A 22,025-nucleotide genomic window follows, 5' to 3' on the forward strand; every position below is an offset into this window, starting at 1 on the left:
CAAGTCCTCAAACGCGCCGGCATGCGGCGCTGGTGGAGCGGGGATGCGACGGTTGGGCGGCAGCCGCAGATGAAGGTTTTGAATGGATGCCGGCCGCCGTGGTGGCGAAGGGTCGAGGATCGATCGGTCACGGCAGTGAACGCCGAGGTGCATTGGGCATGGGCGGGAAGGTTGGGAGGCGGCAGCGCTGGGTGGAGTTTGCGGTGCAGCGGTTCGTCCTTTCCATCGCAGCGCCTCCAGGGGTGGCGCAACTTTGAGCCACGAGAGCCTCGAGCGGTCTGGATGCAGGAGGGAAGGATTGCAGGAATGCGCGGCGAGCTACCGGGCATGCCGCGGCTTGGTTCCCGGGTCGGGCCGACGGGGTTTTGCCTTTCACCGGGGCGAGGGCGGTCGTACATTGCGGCGCCGTGCCGGACGTGTTTGCGCGACCCATCGATGCTTCGACGCGTTATTGCGCGGTGTACGGGTTTCCGGTGCGGCATTCGGCTTCGCCGGCGATGCATAATGCGGGGCTGGCCGCGCTGGGTCTGAACTGGCGCTATCTGGCCTTTGCCGTGCCGCCGGTGCAGTTGCAGGAGGCCCTGCGAGGGGCGGCGGCGATGCGCTTTGTGGGGGTGAACCTGACCGTGCCGCACAAGGTGTTGGCGGTCGAGATGATGGATGTGCTGGATGCCTCGGCGCGTTTGTGGGGCGCGGTCAACACGGTGCGGTTCGAAGGGCTGCGCGCGGACGGGCACTGGGAGCCGCTGGGGCAATGGAGTGCCGAAGCGGAGCCGGAGCAGGTCCGCATGCAGGGTTTCAACACCGATGCGGATGCGCTCGTGCAGGCGTTGCAGGAGGAGTTGGGATGGCAGGCGAAGGGGAGCAGGGTGTTGTTGCTGGGGGCGGGCGGGGCGGGCCGGGTGGCGGCGTTGAAGTTGGCAGCGGAAGGGGTTGCGCAGCTGTTTTTGGTGAATCGCACGATGGAGAAGGCCGCTGCCGTGGCGGAGGAAATTCGGGCACGTTATCCGGGCTGTGCGGTGACGTTGGGGTATCCGGAGGGGACGGTGGATTTGTTGGTCAATGCCACATCGCTGGGGTTACGGGCAGAGGATCCCCTGCCGTTGGACCCGACGCGGTTTCCGTTGGAGCGGGCGGGGGCGGTGTATGACATGATTTACCGTCCTGCGGAAACGCCGTTGCTGGCGCGGGCGGCTCGAGCGGGTTGTCGGGTGGCCAACGGGCTGGGGATGTTGTTGTATCAGGGAACGCGGGCGTTGGAGATCTGGTCGGGTCGGCCGGCTCCGGTGGAAGTGATGCGGCGGGCGTTGCGGGAGCACGTCTATGGCGGTTGAAGCAGCGCTGCGGGCGGAGTACTGGCCGGGGCCGGAGGCGCCGTTGTGGGCGGCGGTGGCGTTCGTACTGGGGACGGTGGTGGGGAGTTTCCTGAATGTCTGCATTTATCGAATGCCCCGCGGATTGAGCCTCGTCTCCCCGCCCTCGCACTGCCCGCACTGTCAGTATCGCATCCCGTGGTATCTGAACATTCCGCTGGTGACATGGCTGATGTTGCGCGGGCGGTGTCGGAACTGTGGGGCCCCGATTGCCGCGCGGTATTTCTGGGTCGAGCTGCTGACGGGCCTGCTGTTTTTGGCGGTGTGGTGGAGGCATGGCCCGGGCTCCCCGGTGGTGGCGGTGGTGTATGGCGTGTTTGTGGCCGGGCTGATTGCGGCCTCGTTCATTGATTTTGAGCATTACATCATCCCGGATGAGATCACGTTGGGAGGGGTGGGCGCCGGGCTGCTGGCGTCGTTCCTGGTGCCCGCGCTGCACGGGCAATCGAGTGTGGCCACCGGATTACGGGAAGCGATGGTGGGGGCGGCCGTGGGGGCGGGCTTGATGTACGGGGTGCTGCGCCTGGGCAAGCTGATGTTTGGTCGGCAACGGGTGGACCTGGCGGGGCCGACGCGGGTGGTGTTTTCGGAGACGGCCCTGCATCTGCCGGACCGGGAGATTCCGTACGAGGAGATTTTTTATCGGCCGACGGACACGATTCGGCTGTGGGCGCGGCGAGTGGAGCTGGTGGATCGATGTTATCGAGATGTGGAGGTGCGGTTGAGTCCGGAGCGGTTGCGGATCGGGAACGAGGAGTTGGATCCCGGGGGCGTGGTGTACATGGAGGTTTGGACCGAGAAGCTCGTGTTGCCGCGGGAGGCGATGGGCCTGGGCGACGTGAAGTTTATGGCGGCGATCGGGGCGTTTTTGGGGTGGCCGGCGGTGTTGTTCGGTTTGATGGTCAGTTCGCTGGTGGGATCGATCGTGGGTTTGACGGCGGTGGTGCTGCGGCGACGGGAATGGTCGAGTCGGATGCCGTATGGTCCGTATCTGGCGCTGGCGGCGGTGTTGTGGATTCTGGGGGGACGCGAGTGGGTGGGCTGGTGGTTCGGAGCGTGAAGCCTCCCGCGGAGCGCAGCGGTCCGCGGTGTAATGTGGGCTCGTGCAAGGATTGCTTGGGCGAGTGGAGCGACGGAGGCGCCCTGGGGAAGGGAACCGCCGGCAACGGAATCGCCGCCAATCCGGCTCGTGCCGGCACCTCGACGGGGCGCCCCGGCTCTTGATTTCTGCCGGGTTTTCCAGGCGCAGCCACCCATCCGGCCCAGGGCGGGTTCAAGACTCGCGCAGGGCCTCCACGACGGCGTAGAAAGCAGGTTTGGGTCGGCCGTTTCGATCGAAGAGCAGGGGGTGGTTGACGCGTTGCCAGGGGAAGTAGTTAAGCCAGCTCTGGCCGTCGTGGAGGTTCCAGAAGGAGACGCGTTCGACGACGTCGGCGTGTCGTCGGAAGAGTCGGAAGAGTCGGGCGTATTGTTGGGCCTGACGATCGAGGAGTTCCGGGGGGAGGCCGTCCCGGTAGGGGTCGAGGCGTGCCATTTCTTCGCGGTATCGGCCACCGTCGGCCCACCAGCGGGCGCGGGGGATCATGTCGATGTCGAGTTCGGAGATGACGGCTTTGAGCCCGAGGGCACGGAGGGCGTCGAAGGTGCGTTCGAGTTCTTCGAAGGGGACCTGATCGATTTCGTAGTGGCCCTGGAGGCCGACGGCGTGGATGGGCACGTTTTGCTCGCGAAGGCGGCGGAGCAGGCGAAGGCACTTTTCGCGCTTGGCCGGCAGTTCATTGTGGTAGTCGTTGTAAATGAGGAGGGCTTGGGGGTCGGCCTGATGAGTCCAACGAAAGGCCCACGCGATGAATTCGTCGTCGCAAAGACGGCTCCAGCCGGAGGGTCGGAGCCAGTGGTTGCCGTCGTCGAGAGCCTCGTTGACCACGTCCCACTCGGTGATGCGTCCGCGATAGCGCCGGACGACGGTGTGGATATGGTTGCTCATGCGTTGCAGGAGGAGCTGGCGATCGGCCGGGGTGTCCCCCGGGGGATAGAACCAGGACGGTGTGCGATCGTCCTTGGCCCAGACCAGGCAGTGACCGACCACCTGGAGCCGGTGGCGTGCGGCGAAGTTGACGAATGCATCCGGGGTGGCAAAGCGCCACTGGTTCTCCCGCGGCTGCACGGCGGCCGGTTTCAGGGAGTTCTCGGGGGTCACGACGCGGAAGTGGCGCAGCAGGAGGACGTGATCCTCGGGGCGTTGAGGAAGGGCGTCGTGGACACCGACTCCGATGCGGAACCAGCGTTCGGCCACCGCCGCCAGGGACGGCTCGGGGGAGACATGGGCCGAGCGGGTTTGAAGCCCGTGCCGCGTGCAGGCCTGAAGCAGGATGCCGAGGAGGGCAAGGCCGCAGAGGGCGGGCCACCGAAGGGACCGCAGGGAAGGGTGTGGATGCGCTTTCATCCGTGGATGACGAGCTCGATGTTTTCGGGCAGATGCCGGGAGACCTCGTTGACGACGTCCCCTCGGAACAGTTGCACGAGGGTGCGGCGGGTCCGCGCCCCGAGGATGAGCATGTCCACGCCGAGGGTGGCGGCCAGGTCGAGGATGGTGGCGGCGGGGTTGTCGCTGACGGCGTAGAGGGGGACGACGCGGACGCCGAGGGGCTCGGCCTGGGTGAGCATGGTGGTCATGATGGGGGCGGCCACGGGATCGTCCTGCCAACGGGGTTTGTCGGGCAGGCTGGGCTGGCCCGGGGGCGCGACGGCGATGGTTTTGACGTAGAGGACGTAGAGGTTGGCCTGTCGGAGTCGGGCCTCCTCGAGGGCGAAGCGCAACACGGGGGTGAGGCCGCGGGCGGCCACCATGAGGTTTTGGCCGGGTTTGAGTTTGAATTCGAACCTGGGCATGGCTTCCGGGGCCACGGCGGCCGCGACCGGTTCGCTGACGATGACGGTGCGCAGTCCGGCGCGGCGATGGGCCCAGAAGCGCAGACTCAGCCCCAGCCCCACCACGCAACAGGCGAAGAACAGGGCATCGGGTTTGGTTTTGGCGATGGTAATCTCCACGGCAAACAGGATGAAAAAGGCAAGGCCCATGATCAGCCGTTCGTACCACCGCAACGTCAGGCCGCGGTTGAACGTGCAGGAGCCCAGGTTGACCGCGATGGCGCCGACCACGCCGATGGCGTACAAGCCGGCCAGCATCTGCAGGTCGGTGGCCACGGAGGTGGTGGCCAGGGGCAGGGCGACGGCCAGCGCCAACGGCCACCAGGGCACGCCGTGAGGATTGAGCCGGCCGAAGGCGCGCGGCATCTCGCCGTCGCGGGCCATCATGTAGAAGAGGCCGATGAGGGCGCCGATGGCGGTGTTGACCGCGCTGAGCAGGAGCAGACCAATGACCAGCCCGACCAACGCGCCGAACACGCGGGCGGCCATCGGGCCAAACCAGAGGCCGCAGTAATGCTCGCCCAGGAAGCGCACCATGTCTTCCCAGCGCTCCTTCATCTGCGGGGCCAGCTCCGGTGGCAACGAGAGCATCGCCCACCCGAGCAGGACGGTGGCCAGGACCACTTCCAGCGCAACCGGCAGGATGGCCTTGCGAGCCGTGCGGGCGACGCGCGGCTGTTCCGGAGTGGCCCCCGGGTCCAGTTGCATGACCCCGGTGAGGTTGGCGATGGCCTCGACGCCGCTCAGGGCCAGGATGATGCCGACGAAGGCGATCCAGTTGTGCAGAAAAGTATCGTGGGACGGCTCCAAGTACCGCGGGGTCAGGTGGGGAAGGCTCAACAAGATGATGCATGCGACCACAACCACCATCGGCAGGGCCATGAGCGCAGCGAGGCTGCCGGTGTGTTTGGGCCCGAAGTAGTTGATGAAGCCGATGATCAGGATGGCGAGCATGGTCGTGTGCCGCACCCATTCCTGCGGCACGCCAAAGTAGGTCATCGCGGCCCAGCCGCTGAGGGCTGCGGTGACGGTCATGTTGGCCACCAGCAACAGCGCACCCATGACCGCAAGGAACCGGTTTTGCAGCCGGGCGGCAGAATAGACCCCGCCGCCATCGGGGAACTCGCGGCAAATGACGGTGTAACAGTAGCCCACCACCGCGGCCAACAGACACACCGCCACGATGAGAGGAAGGGCCGCGTAGCCGGCGGCCAGAAAGGCCAGGCCGATTACGTAGGCCTTGCTGGTGCCCCAGTCGCCATAAAGCAACGCGGCCGCGCGTTTCCAGTCCAGGTTCCGGGGGCGGTGGACGACGGCAGGTTCCATGGGCCGCGGGTACTGTGGTTAGCCAGGGCGGAGGACGGACCGAGGTCGGAACGGTGGATCGATCCGAGTGCAGGTGCCGTCTGGCGAGAGGGGCCGAGGGCGGCGGTTTGGTTGGCGTGAGCCTTTCCGATTCATGTGCTCCAAAAGGACAATCCGCCCCATGCCCGAACCCACGGCGGTCAAGCTCCGGGCCCGGCGAGGATGCCGCTCTCGCGAGGCCTCAAGGGAGATTCATGTTCGGGCAGCGGCCCGTGCCAGGCGGGCACGGGTCCGGGCCTGCAATGCTTCCAGTTCCGGCTGCAGGCGCTGCCGGGTGGCGCGGTCCATCCGGTCGATGAACAGGATGCCTTGCAAGTGATCATATTCATGCTGGATGGCTCGGGCCAAAAGCCCGCCGCAACGGAAGTGCAGCGGCCGGCCTTCGCCGTCGAGGGCCCGGACCTCGATTTTTTCCGGGCGCGCAATGTCGGCGTAAATGTCGGGAAAGCTGAGGCAGCCTTCGGGGCCGACGACTTCGGGCGCCAGGGGCTGAATTTGGGGGTTGATGAGGACCAACGGCATGAGGGAGGCGGGGTCGGCGGGCTGACCGTCCAGTTCCAGAGTGGAGGGGCGATCGGTGACGTCGCGCAGGTCGAGCACGGTGAGTTGGAGGGCCTGTCCGACCTGCTGGGCGGCCAGGCCGATGCCGTGCGCGGCGTACATGGTTTCGAACATGTCCGCGATCAGCTGGCGCAAGTCGGGCGTGATGCGCTCGATGCGCCGCCCCTTCTGGCGCAGGATCGGATGGCCGTATTGGACGACTTCGAGCACCATGGCCTTCGACTCAGAAAAGATAGGGCCCGCTGGTGGTGGAGGGCCAGTTTCGAAGGGCACGGATCAGATCGTCCACGGTGGGGCTTTGGGCCTTGATCACGTAGTAGCCGCTGGTGGTGACCCCGGTGAGGAGGGCCTGGTCGTCACTGAACCCCAGCAGTTTGCCCAGGCAGAAGCCGGAGTTGAAATGGTCGCCGGCGCCGGTGGTCAGGCGCGGTTTGGTCGTGTAAAGACCGTCCACGATGCTGAGCCGGCCTTCACTGACGCAGAGTGCGTAGGCGACGGGATGGACGACCAGGGTGTGGACGGGCACCCGTTGGTGGATTTCCCGGGCCAGGGCGGCCACGGCAGCACGGGATCCGTCGCCCCGCTCCAGGCCGAACACGCGCGCGATTTCGTAGGCTTCCTTTTCGTTGAGGCCCAAAATGACGTTGAAATACCGGCGGAACTCCAGAATGAGGTCCAGGGCTCGTCGGATATCCTCGGACGTGCGTTTTTCGGGGTCGGCCAGGTCGAAGAACAGGGTGCGCCGCGGGCCGTGGGTGGGCAATTGAGGGCAGATCTCGCGCAGCACGGCTGCCCAAATGTCGCTCATGTAGGGGAGCATGGTCCAGTTGACGAAGGCCACCAGATCAGCGCTGGCGAACTTGGCGGCGAACCGGTCGCGACCGTAGCGCTGCACGATGTTCTCCCAGGTGATTTCTTTGAGCGAGGAGTGTTTGCCCAACATGATTTTGCCGTCCTCGAACTCGAGGGCGTCGGTCAGACCGGGCGGGGCAATCGAATGGACCTCGGCGCGGCGGGCGAACTCCTCGAAGACGGGGTGGAGATTGGGGTAACCCAGGTTGCCGACGTAGGTGACGCGGAGTCCCAGTTGGGCCAGGGCATTGCCCATGATGGGGCCGTTGCCGCCGAGCTTGGTCAGCTGCGTGACCAGCTCGAGGTTGGTGCTCTTGCCCGCCGCGGCGGCCAGTCGCTCGGCCAGACGCGCAATGGTGGGGGTGCGATCGTAACGCTCGGCGCTGTAGCGCTTGTCCACCACGTGAAGGATTTCGTCCACGAAGCCGTCCAGGCCGAGGAAGGCTTGCAGTTGGGACAGGCGCGGCCGTGCCGATTCCAGAGCGGCCGCAGTTTGGGATCGAAGTTCAGGGGTGTTCTGATTCATGGTCGGTTGGGTGCAAGGGAACCGGCCGGATCAATCAGGGGCCACGCCCAGGATCTGCAGGACCCGTTCCAGTTCCTCGTTGCTAAAGAAAGCGATTTCCAGGGCGCCGCGGCCGTCCCGGTACCGCAATCGGACGCGGGTACCCAACCGTTCGCGCAGCCGGTCTTCTAAGCGGGCCAGTTGGGGATCGGTCGGAGGACGCTCGGAGCGGCGCGACCGACCGGACCGCTGTTCGGCCACCAGGCGCGCCACCAGGGCCTCGGTCTGACGGACGTTGAGCCCCTCGCGCACGACACGTTCGGCCACGGCCTTCTGCAGAGTCTCCTCTTCCAGGCCCAGGATGGCCTTGGCATGTCCGACCGTCAGCTGGCCGGTGCGGAGGTACAATTGCACCCCGGGCGGCAATTTGAGCAGACGCAGTGCATTGGCCACAGCGGCCCGGCTCTTGCCGACCCGTTGCGCCGCTTCTTCCTGGGTGAACCCAAACTGGTGCAGCAGCTGCGCGAAGCCCTGGGCTTCTTCGATGGGATTGAGATTCTCGCGTTGAAGGTTTTCGATGAGCGCCAGCTCGAGAGCGGTCCGGTCGTCCACGTCCCGAACAATCACCGGGACCTCGGCGAGCTGGAGCATCTGGGCGGCGCGCCATCGGCGTTCGCCGGCGATCAGTTCGTAACCCTCGCCCCGGCGGCGCACGACCAACGGCTGAAGGATCCCCTGTTGCCGGATCGACTCGGCCAGTTCCTCCAACGACTCGGGACTGAACTCCTGACGCGGCTGGAGAGGATTGGGTCGGATGAGCTGCAGAGGCACGCGCAGGATCGGTTCAGCCGCCGGCGGGCTCGGCGGAAGGGCACTCGGCGACGCATCCGGGCGGGATGCGTCCGTGCCTGTGGGGGGCTGCGCTGCCGTGGGGGAGGTCCCCAGCAGGGCGCCCAAACCGCGGCCCAGCGCGGATTTTGCCATGCGCCGAGGCTGCCGCAGGGGCTTTGCGGTGTCAATGTTCTGCGGCCGGGAATCGCGCCAGAGGACGCATTGCCCCTCATCTCCCCGAGCCTTCAAAGGTGTCCAAAACCAGAAACGCGCCGGACAACGGATTTGGGGCACTGAGGGCCCTGCCTGCGCCGGGGATCGAGCGACGCTCCTCCACAACAGCCCCCGCAAATTCATGCCAGAGAGGCGTCCTGAGCAACCCGATCACCTCGATCCGGATTCCACCTCCAGCGCGCCATGTGACGGCTCCAACGGGGCGGGAATTCGCCAACCCAGGGCCACGCCCCGGGCAACCGGATCGCCGTAATTCCTCGTGCCCTGAAGGGGCAGGAATCCGCACGGTCCCACGCCCGCCCCTCGCGATTGGGATCACAGCGTTGGGCCCTTTGAGGGCGCGATGGCTCTGGGGGCCCCGAGTTCCCGGGGGTTGCCCCGGGCTGACGAATCGATGCGCCTTCAGCGCGTCGCCTGTCCGCCCCAACGGGGCGGAATTCACCAGCCCGAGGCCCGCCTGCGGCAATGAGGTCGCACCGATCACGGACGAACGATTGCGCCTTCAGCGCGTGGATGGACCCGTGCAAATGGCGGAGAACCAAGCCGCCCGGTTGAGACCCCGAACCCGGAAGACGGCTCCGGCCGGGGGCGACGTGCCGACGGCTCCCGAGGGCCGGCGCCGAGGACGCCGGGCCCGGGACAGCCGACGCTCAACCCCAGATTTGGCGATCCAGAGTGCGATACTGAATGGCTTCGCTGACGTGGTCGGCCTGGATGCGGTCCGAGCCGGCCAGGTCGGCGATGGTGCGAGCGACTTTGAGGATCCGATCGTACGCCCGGGCGCTGAGTTGCAGGTCATTCATGGCGTACCGGAGCAGGTCCAGTGCGGTGGCGTCCAGCGCGCAGAACTGTTTGAGTTCCCGGGGCCCCATGTGGGCGTTGCAAGTGATGCGGGGTCGGCCCCGGAAGCGTTCCTGTTGGCGGAGCCGGGCGGCCACGACGCGTTCGCGCACGCGGGCGGAGGGTTCGGCGGGATGATCCGCGGTGATTTCGCGGAATTTGACGGCGGGCACTTCCACATGAAGGTCGATCCGGTCCAGAAGGGGTCCGCTGACGCGGTTGAGGTAGTTTTGGATTTCGCGCGGAGAACAGCGGGACTCGCCGGGCATTTTGCCGTCCGGCGTGGGATTCATGGCGGCCACGAGCATGAACCGTGCGGGGAAGGTGACGCTGCCGGCGGCGCGCGAGATGGTCACGCGCCCTTCTTCCAGCGGCTGACGCAGGGTTTCCAGCACGCTTCGCTTGAACTCCGGCAGTTCGTCCAGGAAAAGCACCCCGTTGTGCGCCAGGGAGACCTCGCCCGGAGTTGGGTTGACATTGCCCCCGAGCAGGCCGGCGTCGCTGGCGGTGTGATGCGGGGCGCGGAAGGGCCGGCGCGTGACCAGGGCCTGGCCGGGCCGCAGCAGGCCCACGATGCTGTGAATCTTGGTGGTTTCCAGGGCCTCCTCCAGCGTCAGCGGTGGCAGGATGGTGGGCAGGCGTTTGGCCAGCATGGACTTGCCGGTGCCGGGCGGCCCGATGAGGAGGACGTTGTGGCCTCCGGCAGCGGCAATTTCCAGGGCGCGTTTGACCGACTCCTGGCCCTTGACCTCGGCAAAATCGACATCGTCCTCGACCGGTTGGTCGAAGAGCCGGTTCACATCCACCCGCACGGGCGACAGGGCGATTTCGCCGGCCAGGAACGCGGCGGCTTCGCGCAGGTTTTGGACGGGGATGACCTCCAGGCCCTCCACCACGGCGGCCTCGTTGGCGTTGGGTGGGGGCACGAGTAATCCGCGTTTCCGCTGTTGCCGGGCGCACAGAGCAATGGGCAACACTCCCTTGACGGCGCGCACTGCGCCGGTCAGCGCCAGTTCTCCCACCACCATGTATTCCTGCAGTCGGTCGGCCCGAAGCTGGTCGGTGGCCGCCAGCAGACCCAGGGCAATGGGCAGGTCAAAGCTGGGTCCCTCCTTCTTGACGTCGGCAGGGGCCAGGTTGATGGTGGTACGGCCCATGGGGAATTTGTAGCCCGAGTTGGTCAGCGCGGTGGAGACACGGTCGCGCGATTCTTTCACCGCGGCATCCGGCAGGCCCACGATGACGATGGTGGTATCGCCCCAGCCGGCGTTGACTTCGACCTCGACCGGGCAGGCTTCGATGCCGTTGACAACCGCCGAATAGACCTTGGCCAACATCGTGGCAGTTGTGGAAAAGACCGGTCGCGCAGGCAAGCCGGTTCTTGGGCGAGCGCGGGAAGGTTTCCCTTCCGAGGACCCGCCGGGTTCAGGATCACACCGACCGCTCCAAGATCAGCCCGGTTCAAGCGGCCCGCGCGGCATGCCCGGGCCAGGCAAGCTTCGTGAAACCGCATGCGATCGGTCGACCCGACCGGCCCAGGGCCCTGGCAGACCGCTTGCCGTCGTGGGGCGGGTGGTCTGCGGGGGCTCCGAGGCCTGCCCCCCGTTCCCTCGCTCGTCGATTCGCCCCTGTGGTCAGCGGTTCACCGCAATCCGTGCCGGGGGTCGGGGGGAAGGGACAAATTCGCCTGGTCCGGAGCGCTCGCGCGCCCTTGCCAGGCCGAGGTCGCCCGCGCATCTTCGGCGCTCGAGGGATCCGGCCCGGCGCGCTTTTCCCTGGCCCCGGGGTGGAAAAACGGGCCGGACGGTGTTCAGATGGGTGCGTGCAATCATGACCAAAGACACTCGTTCCGGAGGCTCTCCGGAGAAATCCTCACCGACTGCCTCCCGCCTGCCGTGCTGTGTGCAGGGCTGCGCGCGCGGCACGCTGTTACAGGTGAAACTCCTGCCCCGGGCGGCACGAAATGACATCGGTGAACTCCGTGGGGCGCACCTCGTCATCCGCGTGACGGCACCGCCGGTGGACGAGGAGGCCAACCGTGCCCTGTGCCGGATGCTGGCGGAAACGCTGCAGATTCCGCTCCGACAGGTGCTGCTGCACCGCGGCCACCACGCCCGGCAAAAGGTCGTGATGATTTGCGATCTCGCCCCGGAAGAAGTCGCGGCCCGGCTGGGTCTTGGGTCGGAGTGAAAGAATGCGCAGCGGCGAGCCGAGATGCCCGCGACCGCGCCTCGCGTGCCCCGTGCGGAAGTCGATTGACCAGGCCGTGTCGTTTCCGTGCGGTCGCGGCCTTGCGGCCGTGGGCGGCTCTTGCGCAACCGGCCGCCGCTGCAGGATGCGGTCGTGATTCTGGGCGGCAGGGAGTCGCAGATTCAAATTGTCGGTCAAGGGCTCTCACGGCGTGGGCCCGCGTCAGCCCGCCCGGCGAGTGAAATGCCCCCGGCCTGGCCCGGTCGGTTGCCTGTCCCCGGCCGCAGAGTTTCGTGGCCTTGCGTTCCCGGGTGCGAACCGGGCTGCTTCTTGCTGCCTCCCGTGTCAGCGCGGCGCGCGAGGAGCCACAGCCTCGATGCCGAGGATCCTCGTTTCAGCGCGGACCGTCGGGACTCCGGCCCCGGGCGATTTCGTCACGAAAGCTTCACTTGCCGGGGGCCGCTTTTTTCCGGAAATTGCGCGCGTCATGAGAACCAAGGGTTGGTCGTTCCTCTGGCTCCTTGGGGTGCTTGCTGCGGCGTTTTGCGCCGCGGCCGCCCCGCGCGTCGAACACGTGGTGATCATCAGCATGGATGGTGCGGCTCCGTGGGTGATCCGGGACACGTCCATGCCCACCCTCCAGCAACTGGCCCGGGAAGGGGCCGTCAGCTGGGAAGCGGAAACCATTCGCCCGTCGGTCACCCTGCCCTCGCACACCTCCATGCTCACCGGTGTGACACCGGGCCGGCACAAGATCACGTGGAACGACTGGCGACCGACGAACGGGGTGGTGCGGGTGCCCACCATCTTTGCCGCGGCCAAGAAAGCCGGGCTGAGCACCGCCATGTTCGTGGGCAAGATCAAGTTTCATCATCTGCTCCAACCCGGCACCGTGGACCATTTCGATTTTGCCGGCAACGCCAGCAGCCACGAGGCTGCGTGCGAAGAGGACAACGCGTACTCGGATCGGGACCGCAAAAACCGTGCCCGGGCTGTTGCCGCCCGAGCCGCAGACTACCTGCGTCGGCGCCAACCCAACCTCTGCTTCGTGCACCTGGCCGACCCGGACGTGATTGGCCACCAGTACGGCTGGGGATCTCCGGAACAGCGTCGAAGTCTGCAGGAGGTGGACGCCGCGCTGGGCACGATCCTGAAAGGGCTGCGGCAGGCGGGCCTTCGCTCCCGAACCGTGGTCCTCGTCACCGCCGACCACGGCGGACACGAAAAGGGCCACTCCAAGGGCACGCCGGCGGATGTGCAGATCCCCTGGCTGGCGTGGGGGCGGGATGTGCGCAGTGGTACGCAGCTCAACATCCCGATCAACACCTGTGACACTGCGGCCACGGCCTTGTGGTTGTTGGACGTGACGCCGCTCGAGCCGCTCGATGGCCGGCCGGTGAAGGCTGCGTTCCGATGAGCCCCGCCGGGCGCGCTTGGGTCGCGGCGTCGAGCCGTGGAGCATGCGCGGGGCGGCCCGGTCGGCGCAGACTGCATTGCCTGCATTTCCGGTTGCCGCGCCGGTGGGCGCCGGTAACACTCGAGCCCGACATGACCGGCAGCCCGCATCCGATCCGTGCCGCAGAAATGTTTACGGCTCCGGCCCGCCCCATCGGCGCGCCGCAGGGCCGTGGCGCGGCCCGATCTCCCTCTGCATGCGGGGTTCCCCTCCGAATGCTGCTTCCCGAACGGCCATGAGCACTCCTTCCATGCCCGAATTCAGTCGGATCGCTCCCGACGTCAAACTGGGGCGCAACGTCAAGATCTACGGTTTCGTCAACCTGTATGGATGCGAGATCGGGGACGAGACCCGCATCGGGACGTTCGTCGAAATCCAGAAAAACGCGCGCATCGGGGCCCGGTGCAAGATCTCCAGCCACACCTTCATCTGCGAGGGCGTGGTCATCGAGGACGAATGTTTCATCGGGCACGGGGTTGTGTTCATCAACGATCGTTTTCCCAGGGCCGCCAACCCGGACGGCACGCCGCAATCGGAGAAGGACTGGCAGGTGATTCCCACGCGGGTCTGCCGCCGCGCCTCCATCGGCAGCGGCGCCACGATTTTGTGCGGAGTCACCATCGGGGAGGGCGCCATCGTCGGTGCCGGCAGCGTGGTCACCCGGGATGTCCCGCCGCGAACCATCGTCGCCGGCAACCCCGCGCGCGTGTTGCGACCGGTGCCCGACACGGTTCCTTGAGCCCCTCCCCCGGCGGAGCGGGCCAACGCCCCGGGCGCATGAGACCCATCCGCATCGCGTCCCCTCGCGCATGAGCGCCCTCCGGTTTTCCATCGTCACTCCCAGCTACCGGCCCGGGCCCTGGCTGCGGCTTTGCATTGCCTCCGTGGCGGACCAGGGGGTGTCCCTGGAACACATCATTCAGGACGCGGACTCCGATGATGGCACCCTGGATTGGTTGCGGCACGACCCGCGGGTTCACCTTTACGTGGAGCGCGACCAGGGCATGTACGATGCGATCAACCGGGGCCTGCGCCGTGCCACTGGAGACATCTGTGCCTGGCTGAACGCTGACGAACAGTATTTGCCCGGCACTCTCGCCGCCGTGGCCCGATTCTTCGAGGCCCATCCAGAGGTGGACGTAATCTTCGGGCATGTCGTCATGGTGGACGTCCACGGCCGCTACCTGTTCCATCGGAAGGTCGAGATCCCCTGGCTGCCCCATACCTGGACCTGTCATCTCACCACCTACAGTTGCGGCATGTTCTTTCGGCGCCGCTTGTTGGAACCGGGCGGGCTGTGGCTCGATCCCTCCTGGCGATACGGCGGCGACGGGGAATGGATGGTGCGCCTTCTGCGCGCCAAGGTGCCGATGGCCGTTCTGGACCGGTTCGTCGCCGCGTTCACTTGGACCGGCACCAACCTCAGCCGCCAAGCGGCGGCTCGCGCCGAATGGCGTCGACTCCGGCAATCCGCCCCGCGGTGGATGCGAGCGCTGGCCCCGCTCTGGGTCCTGCTTCACCGCCTGCGCCGTTGGCGTCGCGGCAGTTACCGACAGGAACCGTTCACGTTTGCCATCTATACCCTGGAAAGCCCGGACCGGCGGCAGTCGCAGTACGTCTCCGATCCCCTCGGTCACTGGCCCGCCGGCCGTCGTTGAGGCCCAAGGCTGCATTCCTCTTCAAAACACCCGGCTCAACCAACGCCACACCGAGGCCGTCTCCTCCAGCCACCACGCCAGCACCGTGCCCAGGGACACCCTGGCCGTCAGCAAAGGCAACCCCACCAGCAGCACCAGCACGTTGCCCAAATAAATGATCACCGCCGAAAACAACCAGCCCTGCCGCGTAATGTCCGTCTGCTCCGTCTTCAACGCCTCCCACGTCAACGTCACATGAAACGCGTAGGCGGCGCCCAGAAACAAATGTAGCCACTCCGGATGACGGCCCCACCCCCACAACAGGTGGCCAATCCCAAAAACGACCAGCACCAGCACCGCATAAACCGGAAAGAAGTACGGCGCCAGCGCGATGCACCAGTTGATCTTGGTGGCCACCACCTGGCCGCCGCGCGCGCTGACGCGGAACCGTTTCACCCGGCCGCCAAACAACCAGACCCACAGCGCGTGTGTAAGTTCGTGACCGAACACGTACAGCCACATCGGCCTCGGCAGCAGGAGAAACACGACCAACCAGCAAGCCGCGCCGCACAACAACGGCATCCACACCGTGGTCGCATTCCCGGTGGCCCAGAGCAGGCGCCACAACGCCCGACCAGCCCCCACGCACACGGGCAGCAGCAGCAACGCGATCAACAGCTTCCACATCCTTGCCACGGCCGCATTCTGGGACACGGCGCCGTGCCGCGTAAGGTTTTTCGCCATCCTTGCGCCCCGACAGACATGACGTTCGCGCCCGGATCTTCGGGCGCGGCCGGAATTGTGCCCGGGCCCCGATCCACCCGGGCTTCTTGCGGGATTGGCCGGAGGGACGCCGCCGCCCCGTTTTTTTTTGCTTCCGGGACAGATGACCTTCCCTCTGCAGCCGACCTGAACCACCGGGCCGCCGGTTTCTCGAGTCCTCGACGGCCGGGGAAAGCCTCTGCCCGCCGAAGAGGTATGCGCTCCGACGGGCAGGCGACGGGTCGGGGGAGATGCACGCCAAGCGATCACGAACGGCCTCCAACCGCAACGGCCTGGTTCACCGGACGTCGTTCTCCCGCGCGGGCCGCCTGTGTTCTGCCCCGCACGCGCTGCCACCGAGCCCCGTGTCGCGGCTTGCATTCGCCTCCTGCGGGCTTACAGTGGCCTTGTCGATCATGGTTCCTGAACGGACGCCCGCCCTCGAGTTGCGCCGTTCTGGGGTCTCCCCGGCCCGCGGCCGGCGTGTGACTGCGGGTTTCCTGTTGGCGTCGTTTGCCCTGATCCTGACCCTCGGAGCCGGCCTTTGGCTGCTGCGGCGGCATCCCGAACACACCCTGTGGATTGTGCTTGTGCAGACAGGCTTCCTGCTGTGCCTCGGCTGCATGGTCCTTGCCTTTGTCTGGCTCCAGCGCGAAATCGTCCGGGGACGGGAAAGAGAGCTGCGATTGAGCGAACTGAGTGCCGCCTGGCAACAGGAATTCGAGCGTGCCGAAGCCGCCAACCGCCTGAAATCCTCGTTTCTCGCCCACATGTCGCATGAACTGCGGACCCCGCTCAATTCGATCCTGGGTTTCACCGGCGTGCTCTTGCAGGAGTTGCCCGGCCCCCTCAATCCGGAGCAACGCAAGCAGTTGGGGCTGGTCCAGGCCAGCGCGCGGCATTTGCTGAACCTGATCAATGACCTGTTGGACCTTTCCAAGATCGAGGCCGGGGAACTGAAGGTCGGCTGCCTTCCCTACGATTTGCGTGAATTGCTCGAACGTGTGGTGGCCTCGGTGCGGCCCCAGGCCGAGGCCAAGGGGCTGGCGTTGCGCGCTGCCCTGAGCCCCGAGATTGGCGCCGCCACCGGGGATCCCCGCCGCGTCGAGCAAATCCTGCTGAACCTGCTGTCCAATGCCATCAAGTTCACCCAGGAAGGTGAGGTGGTCCTGTCGGCTCGTCTTTCGGACGACGGCCGTGCGGTTGTGCTCCAGGTCCGAGATACCGGCATTGGGATCTCCGCCGAGGATCGGCCCGTCCTCTTTCAACCTTTCCAACAGTTGGAAACACGACTGGCCAGGCCTGCGGAAGGGACCGGTTTGGGTCTGGCCATCTGCAAACGCCTGACGGAGTTGATGGGCGGAGAAATCCATCTGGACAGTCAACCGGGTCGAGGGAGCACCTTCACGGTGGTGCTCCCCTTGCACGGGAAAGCCCCGGCTCCAGTTGCGTCCGACGGCGCTTCAACCAGTCCGGGTCCATGAGCATGACCGACCCCAGCCCAAGGCCCGAAGTCCGAGCCGCAGAGTCCGGCCGGATGGGACGGACCCTCCTCTCGGAACCCCATGCTGCCGGTCCAATCAGCCTGGAATCCAACACCCTCCCGGACCACCGCGGGCCGCGGTCTCGACCTCCACCTCCCATGAAAATCCTCCTCATCGAAGACAACGAAGCCAATCGTTACCTGGCCACTTATCTCCTGGAGCGGGCGGGGCACACGGTCGTCCACGCTGCCACCGGCCCTGCGGGCATTGGTCAGGCCCGGGTTGAATCGTTCGATCTGGTTCTCTTGGACATTCAATTGCCCGGCATGGATGGTTATGAAGTGGCACGGGCATTGCGGCAGTTGCCGGGACTTGCCAGGACCCCGATCGTCGCCGTGACTTCCTACGCCATGCCCGGCGACTGCGAGAAGGCGTTGGCGGCCGGATGCACCGGGTACATCGAGAAACCGATCAACCCGCACACGTTCGTGTCGCAGCTCGAGGCCTGCCTGCAGCGTCCGCCCGCGGCGGGCGGCTGCTCCGACTCCAACTCCTTTTCCTCCACAGATGACTGAGCGCTCGAACAAGCTCGAAATCGGGGTGCGGTCCACGCGACGGCCCCGACTCATCTTGCCCGGGTTCCCGGACCCGGTGTCGGAGCCTGCCCCGAGCCCGGCGGTTCCCGACGCCCTCGGGCCGAATCAAACCCTCCGGTTCCTCTTGGCCTATGCGCGTGCTGGTGGTGGATGACAATCCGGACAACCTCTACTTGCTCCGCACCCTCCTGGCCGGTCAAGGCTACGAAGTGGAAGAAGCGCGAGACGGGGCCGAGGCTCTGGGGAAAGCCCGACAGCATCCGCCCGACCTGGTCATCTCCGACCTGCTCATGCCGGTGATGGACGGCTTCGCCCTGCTCCGGGAATGGAAAACCGATCCCCGGTTGCAACGCATTCCCTTTGTGGTTTACACGGCCACCTACACGAATCCGGAGGACGAACGGTTGGTTCGGGACCTGGGCGCCGATGCCTTCATTATCAAGCCGGCCGAGCCGGAGCCCTTCCTGGCCCGACTGCGCCAGGTCATGGAACAGGCCGCCCGCAAGGCCCTGCCGGTGGCCCTGCCCCGCGCCGAAGAGGGGACCCGTCTGAGCGCACGGCACGCCGAAGCTCTCATCCGCAAGCTCGAGCAGAAACGCACAGAGCTGGAGAAGCTCAACCGGGAATTGACCCTGGCCAGCGAACATCTCCGACGCATCCTGGACCTGCTGCCCACCGCGGCTTACACGTGCAATGCCGAGGGACTTCTGACCTACTACAACCTGCAGGCCCGCGCGTTGCTCGGGCGTGAACCCCGATTGCTCGATCCCGCCGACCGGTTTTGTGGCTCGTCCCGATGGCTGCACCCGGATGGTACCCCCGTACCCGCCGCAGAGAACTGGACGGCCGTTTGCCTCCGGGAAGCGCGGACGGTCCACGGCGGCGTGGTCCTCATTGAACGACCTGACGGTTCCCGCCGGACCGCGCTGGCCCACGCCGCCCCTCTCCTGGACGAAGCCGGCCGCGCCGTGGGCGCGGTCAACGTGCTCGAAGACATCACCGAAACGCTAGAGCTGTTCGACGCCCTCCAACAGAGCGAGGAACGCTTTCGCCGCCTGGCCGAAACCACCAGCACCGCCATTTTCGTGTACTCGGGCGAGTATTTCTGTTACGTCAACCCCGCCACCTGCGCCATTACCGGACGCACCGCCCCGGAACTGCTGTCCATGCGGTTCTGGGAGGTCGTCCATCCCGAGCACCGCGACCTGGTCCGACAGCGCGGGCCGGCCCGGCAACGCGGCGAGGCGGTGCCCGCCCGCTACGAATTCAAGATCCTTCGCAAGGACGGCACCGAACGCTGGATCGACTTCACCGCCGGGCAGGTCACGTGGGAGGGGCGGCCCGCCGCCATTGGCACCGCTTTCGACATCACCGAACGCAAACAGGCCGAGGAGGCGTTGCGCGAAAGCGAAACGCGCAACCGAATTATCGCCAACCTGGTTTCGGATTACGCCTACATTTTTCGCGTTCTGCCCGATGGCACCCTCCGCGGCGAGTGGGTCACGGACTCGTTCGTCAAGGCTTTCGGGCTCACCATTCCGGAGATCGACGCCCGGGGTGGTTGGCAGAGCCTCGTTCATCCGGAAGACCTCCCGATCGCCCTGGCCCATGCCCGCAAGGTGATCAGCGGCCAGCGCGATGTCTGCGAAATGCGCTGGGTCACACCCGCGGGTCAGATCCGCTGGATGCGCGATTACGCGGAGCCCGTATTCGATGACAGTGGCGCCCGGGTCATTCGGATTTACGGCGCGTCCCAGGACATCACCGAACGCAAAGAGGCCGAAGCCCGCGTGGTCCGGCTCAACCGCACCTACGCTGTCCTGAGTCAGATCAACCAGCTCATCGTGCGGGAACGCGACCGACAGGCGTTGCTCGAGGGCGCCTGTCGCATCGCGGTGGACGTCGGAGGTTTTGTCATGGCCTGCATTGCGGTGGCGGATGACCCCGGACAACGGCCGCGGGTGGTGGCCAGTGCCGGGGCCGGCCCGGACACCCTGGCCCTCGTCAAGGAAATCTTCGAAGATCCCGGCCTCGGGTGTGCTCTGTCCGAGGCCGCTTACACCACCGGCAGCCACGCGGTCTGCAACCGGATCGCCACGGATCCCCGGGCCGCTCCCTGGCGCGAGGCCGCCCTGTCCCGAGGCTATCGCGCCATGGGCGCCTTCCCGCTTCCGGTCTCCGGCCGGCCTCGGGGCGTGTTCCATTTGTATGCCGCCACGGAGGACTTTTTCGATGCGGAGGAAGTTCAACTGCTGAACGAGCTGGCGCAAGACCTCGGGTTCGCCCTCGAAACCATCGAGCGCGAGCAGGCCCGCCGCGAAGCAGAGGCACGCCTGGCGTCCAGTGAAGAACGCTTCCGCCAACTGGCCGCCACGGTGGAGGACTTTTTTTGGATCAGGGCCGCGCGGTCTCACCAGTTTCTCTATGTGAGCCCCGCCTTTGCCAAGATCTGGGGTTTACCTCCGGAGACCTTGTTCGAGGATCCCAACGCCTGGCTCCGGTACGTCCATCCCGACGACCAGGAACGCGTCCGCCAGACGACCCTCTCGCCCCCGGCCCAGGATCCGTACGACGTGGCATACCGCATTGTGCGGCCCGACGGCCAACTGCGCTGGGTCCGATCGCGGATCTACCGCGTCTACAGCCCCACGGGCGAATTGGATCGATTCATCGGTGTCACGCGCGACATCACTCGGGAGTACCAACTGGAGGAACAACTGCGGCAGTCCCAAAAAATGGAGGCGATCGGTCGCCTGGCCGGCGGCGTGGCCCACGATTTCAACAACATTCTGACGGCGATCCTCATGCAGACCGAGCTGCTGACCGATACGGAAGAATTGCCCGCCCACCTCCGGGAGGGGCTTCACCAAATCCATGCCGCTGCCGAACGTGCCGCCAATCTCACCCGCCAACTTCTACTCTTCAGCCGCCGTGAAGTCCTGCAGCCGCGCCTGCTCGACCTCAACGAGACCGTGGCCGGCATGGCCAAAATGTTGCAGCGGATCATTGGCGAAGACATCCGTCTTCAACTGGTCCTCCATCCCGGCCCGCTCTGGCTGCGCGCCGACCCCGGCATGCTGGATCAGGTCCTGATGAACCTCGCCGTCAACGCACGCGACGCCCTGCCCCGCGGCGGCCAACTGATGATCGAAACCAGCGAGGTCCTCGTGGACGAATCCCGGGCCGCCCTGCACCCGGGCACAGGTCCCGGTCCGTATGCGAGGCTCCGCGTCCAGGACACCGGCTGCGGCATCCCGCCGGAAGTTCTCCCTCACATCTTCGAGCCCTTCTTCACCACCAAGGAGCCCGGCAAAGGGACCGGCCTGGGCCTGGCCACGGTGTACGGCATTGTGGAGCAGCACCGCGGATGGATCGAAGTCCAGAGCACGCCCGGCCAGGGTACCACGTTCGAGATTTACCTGCCCCTCCATGCCGAAGCAAAAGCGCACGAGTCTCTCCCCGTCCGCCCCAAACCCCGGGGCGGCTCGGAAACCATCCTGCTGGTGGAAGACGACGAGCGTCTGCGCCAGATCGCCCGTGCCGCCCTGGAACGTCACGGTTACCGCGTCTGGGAAGCCGGGGACGCCGCAGAAGCCCTCCGCCTGTGGACCCAACGGGGCTCCTCCGTCCAGCTTTTGCTCACCGATTTGGTCATGCCCGGCTCCATGAACGGTCGGGAACTGGCCCGCCAGCTCCAGCAGGAGCGTCCCGACCTGAAGGTCATCCTGGTCAGCGGGTACAGCCAGGATCTGGCCGGCCGGGTTTTGGAACTGGAGCCCGGCCAGGCCTTCCTCTCCAAGCCGTTTGCCCCCGACGAACTCCTCCACCTGGTGCGGCGCGTCCTCGACGAGCCCTGAAGCCGCGCTGCGGAATCCCACAATGGAAAAAACATGCCCCGCGCGCCTGCCCGCCCGCGGGGCCCCTTGCCAGCTCTCCGGTCAGTCCCCTGCTTTCAGGGATGCCGGTACGTGATCCGTGCCTTGTTCAAGTCGTAGGGCGACATCTCCACGCTGACCTTGTCGCCCACGCTGATGCGGATAAAGTTCTTCCGCATCTTGCCGGAGATGTGCGCCAGCACCTCGTGCCCGTTGGGCAGGGCGACGCGAAACATCGTGCCCGGCAAAACCTGCGTCACCACTCCGGTCAGCTCGATCGGTTCCTCTTTCGCCATGACGTTGGTGCAGTCCGATCTTTACGTGCCATGGACCGCGTCAGAAGGCAATCCCTTTTCCGCGCCTTGGCGCCGTGGCCGTGTTCTGAAGCCTTCAATCGCCGTTCGCGACCGGGGGGCGGGAACCAGGGCCTGCACCCCGGCCGGTCTGCATGTCGGGGGCGCGCCGCCCGCGGAGCTTCCCTGTGGACCTGGGTAGACCCGGCCGGTCGTATGACCCGTTTTGCGTTGAGCCAC

General features: G+C 66.2%; 17 protein-coding genes. 9 read left to right on the forward strand and 8 right to left on the reverse strand.

The window, feature by feature from the left end:
- Positions 1–407: 407 nt before the first annotated feature.
- Both ACPDIT_RS04750 and ACPDIT_RS04755 read left to right on the forward strand, forming a co-directional pair.
- Positions 408–1,334, forward strand: coding sequence for a shikimate dehydrogenase family protein (locus ACPDIT_RS04750; RefSeq protein ID WP_423442024.1), 927 nt, complete (start codon positions 408–410; stop codon positions 1,332–1,334).
- The gene (locus ACPDIT_RS04755) at positions 1,324–2,433 is read left to right on the forward strand and encodes a prepilin peptidase (protein ID WP_423442025.1); all 1,110 of its coding nucleotides are present in this window, start codon (positions 1,324–1,326) and stop codon (positions 2,431–2,433) included. The genes ACPDIT_RS04750 and ACPDIT_RS04755 overlap by 11 nt, the downstream gene beginning before the upstream one ends.
- Positions 2,434–2,646: 213 nt before the next feature.
- Here the strand turns inward: ACPDIT_RS04755 and ACPDIT_RS04760 are convergent, their stop codons facing one another.
- The 6 genes from ACPDIT_RS04760 to ACPDIT_RS04785 all read right to left on the reverse strand — a co-directional run bounded on the left by ACPDIT_RS04760 (position 2,647) and on the right by ACPDIT_RS04785 (position 10,829).
- On the reverse strand, positions 2,647–3,819 hold the full coding sequence (locus tag ACPDIT_RS04760; protein ID WP_423442026.1) for an endo-1,4-beta-xylanase: 1,173 nt from the start codon (positions 3,817–3,819) through the stop codon (positions 2,647–2,649).
- A complete protein-coding gene (locus tag ACPDIT_RS04765) occupies positions 3,816–5,630 on the reverse strand; it encodes a universal stress protein (RefSeq protein WP_423442027.1) in 1,815 nt (604 codons plus the stop codon). Before ACPDIT_RS04765 ends, ACPDIT_RS04760 begins: the two co-directional genes overlap by 4 nt.
- A 231-nt stretch (positions 5,631–5,861) precedes the next feature.
- Complete coding sequence (gene def / locus ACPDIT_RS04770; RefSeq protein WP_423442028.1) at positions 5,862–6,443, reverse strand: peptide deformylase; 582 nt, start codon at positions 6,441–6,443, stop codon at positions 5,862–5,864.
- Between the two features lie 10 nt (positions 6,444–6,453).
- Positions 6,454–7,608 carry a PfkB family carbohydrate kinase gene (locus ACPDIT_RS04775; protein ID WP_423442029.1) on the reverse strand — a complete coding sequence of 385 codons (1,155 nt, stop codon included), beginning with the start codon at positions 7,606–7,608 and terminating at the stop codon, positions 6,454–6,456.
- 30 nt (positions 7,609–7,638) lie between these two features.
- Entirely contained in the window at positions 7,639–8,571 is a 933-nt protein-coding gene (locus ACPDIT_RS04780; protein ID WP_423442030.1) for a ParB/RepB/Spo0J family partition protein, read from the reverse strand.
- A gap of 731 nt (positions 8,572–9,302) precedes the next feature.
- Positions 9,303–10,829 (reverse strand): YifB family Mg chelatase-like AAA ATPase, encoded by a 1,527-nt coding sequence (locus tag ACPDIT_RS04785; RefSeq protein ID WP_423442031.1) that lies wholly within the window; start codon positions 10,827–10,829, stop codon positions 9,303–9,305.
- A 493-nt stretch (positions 10,830–11,322) separates the two neighbouring features.
- Between ACPDIT_RS04785 and ACPDIT_RS04790 the strand changes: the two genes are divergently transcribed.
- The 4 genes from ACPDIT_RS04790 to ACPDIT_RS04805 all read left to right on the forward strand — a co-directional run bounded on the left by ACPDIT_RS04790 (position 11,323) and on the right by ACPDIT_RS04805 (position 14,796).
- Positions 11,323–11,682 carry a DUF167 domain-containing protein gene (locus ACPDIT_RS04790; RefSeq protein ID WP_423442032.1) on the forward strand — a complete coding sequence of 120 codons (360 nt, stop codon included), beginning with the start codon at positions 11,323–11,325 and terminating at the stop codon, positions 11,680–11,682.
- A gap of 487 nt (positions 11,683–12,169) precedes the next feature.
- The gene (locus tag ACPDIT_RS04795) at positions 12,170–13,099 is read left to right on the forward strand and encodes an alkaline phosphatase family protein (RefSeq protein WP_423442033.1); all 930 of its coding nucleotides are present in this window, start codon (positions 12,170–12,172) and stop codon (positions 13,097–13,099) included.
- Positions 13,100–13,373: 274 nt separating this feature from the next.
- Positions 13,374–13,877, forward strand: coding sequence for an acyltransferase (locus tag ACPDIT_RS04800; RefSeq protein WP_423442034.1), 504 nt, complete (start codon positions 13,374–13,376; stop codon positions 13,875–13,877).
- Between the two features lie 70 nt (positions 13,878–13,947).
- Positions 13,948–14,796 carry a glycosyltransferase family 2 protein gene (locus ACPDIT_RS04805; RefSeq protein ID WP_423442035.1) on the forward strand — a complete coding sequence of 283 codons (849 nt, stop codon included), beginning with the start codon at positions 13,948–13,950 and terminating at the stop codon, positions 14,794–14,796.
- 21 nt (positions 14,797–14,817) lie between these two features.
- Here the strand turns inward: ACPDIT_RS04805 and ACPDIT_RS04810 are convergent, their stop codons facing one another.
- The gene (locus ACPDIT_RS04810) at positions 14,818–15,471 is read right to left on the reverse strand and encodes a hypothetical protein (protein WP_423442036.1); all 654 of its coding nucleotides are present in this window, start codon (positions 15,469–15,471) and stop codon (positions 14,818–14,820) included.
- 482 nt (positions 15,472–15,953) lie between these two features.
- Here ACPDIT_RS04810 and ACPDIT_RS04815 point away from each other — a divergent pair, with 482 nt between their 5' ends.
- The 3 genes from ACPDIT_RS04815 to ACPDIT_RS04825 all read left to right on the forward strand — a co-directional run bounded on the left by ACPDIT_RS04815 (position 15,954) and on the right by ACPDIT_RS04825 (position 21,474).
- Entirely contained in the window at positions 15,954–17,021 is a 1,068-nt protein-coding gene (locus tag ACPDIT_RS04815) for a sensor histidine kinase (RefSeq protein WP_423442037.1), read from the forward strand.
- A gap of 158 nt (positions 17,022–17,179) precedes the next feature.
- Complete coding sequence (locus tag ACPDIT_RS04820; protein ID WP_423442038.1) at positions 17,180–17,596, forward strand: response regulator; 417 nt, start codon at positions 17,180–17,182, stop codon at positions 17,594–17,596.
- A gap of 152 nt (positions 17,597–17,748) precedes the next feature.
- Entirely contained in the window at positions 17,749–21,474 is a 3,726-nt protein-coding gene (locus ACPDIT_RS04825) for a PAS domain S-box protein (protein WP_423442039.1), read from the forward strand.
- A 95-nt stretch (positions 21,475–21,569) separates the two neighbouring features.
- Here ACPDIT_RS04825 and infA read toward each other — a convergent pair whose 3' ends face one another.
- Positions 21,570–21,788 (reverse strand): translation initiation factor IF-1, encoded by a 219-nt coding sequence (gene infA / locus ACPDIT_RS04830; RefSeq protein WP_423442040.1) that lies wholly within the window; start codon positions 21,786–21,788, stop codon positions 21,570–21,572.
- Positions 21,789–22,025: the final 237 nt, after the last annotated feature.

It is taken from the genome of Limisphaera sp. VF-2, assembly GCF_049537125.1.
Lineage (GTDB): Bacteria > Verrucomicrobiota > Verrucomicrobiia > Limisphaerales > Limisphaeraceae > Limisphaera.

Coding starts and splice junctions, on each gene's coding strand:
- ACPDIT_RS04805 (WP_423442035.1), top strand. CDS start 13,948: ATGAGCGCCCTCCGGTTTTCCATCGTCACTCCCAGCTACCGGCCCGGG.
- ACPDIT_RS04775 (WP_423442029.1), bottom strand. CDS start 7,608: ATGAATCAGAACACCCCTGAACTTCGATCCCAAACTGCGGCCGCTCTG.
- ACPDIT_RS04755 (WP_423442025.1), top strand. CDS start 1,324: ATGGCGGTTGAAGCAGCGCTGCGGGCGGAGTACTGGCCGGGGCCGGAG.
- ACPDIT_RS04795 (WP_423442033.1), top strand. CDS start 12,170: ATGAGAACCAAGGGTTGGTCGTTCCTCTGGCTCCTTGGGGTGCTTGCT.
- ACPDIT_RS04820 (WP_423442038.1), top strand. CDS start 17,180: ATGAAAATCCTCCTCATCGAAGACAACGAAGCCAATCGTTACCTGGCC.
- ACPDIT_RS04765 (WP_423442027.1), bottom strand. CDS start 5,630: ATGGAACCTGCCGTCGTCCACCGCCCCCGGAACCTGGACTGGAAACGC.
- ACPDIT_RS04825 (WP_423442039.1), top strand. CDS start 17,749: ATGCGCGTGCTGGTGGTGGATGACAATCCGGACAACCTCTACTTGCTC.
- ACPDIT_RS04780 (WP_423442030.1), bottom strand. CDS start 8,571: ATGGCAAAATCCGCGCTGGGCCGCGGTTTGGGCGCCCTGCTGGGGACC.
- ACPDIT_RS04815 (WP_423442037.1), top strand. CDS start 15,954: ATGGTTCCTGAACGGACGCCCGCCCTCGAGTTGCGCCGTTCTGGGGTC.
- def (WP_423442028.1), bottom strand. CDS start 6,443: ATGGTGCTCGAAGTCGTCCAATACGGCCATCCGATCCTGCGCCAGAAG.
- ACPDIT_RS04800 (WP_423442034.1), top strand. CDS start 13,374: ATGAGCACTCCTTCCATGCCCGAATTCAGTCGGATCGCTCCCGACGTC.
- ACPDIT_RS04790 (WP_423442032.1), top strand. CDS start 11,323: ATGACCAAAGACACTCGTTCCGGAGGCTCTCCGGAGAAATCCTCACCG.
- ACPDIT_RS04760 (WP_423442026.1), bottom strand. CDS start 3,819: ATGAAAGCGCATCCACACCCTTCCCTGCGGTCCCTTCGGTGGCCCGCC.
- ACPDIT_RS04785 (WP_423442031.1), bottom strand. CDS start 10,829: ATGTTGGCCAAGGTCTATTCGGCGGTTGTCAACGGCATCGAAGCCTGC.
- infA (WP_423442040.1), bottom strand. CDS start 21,788: ATGGCGAAAGAGGAACCGATCGAGCTGACCGGAGTGGTGACGCAGGTT.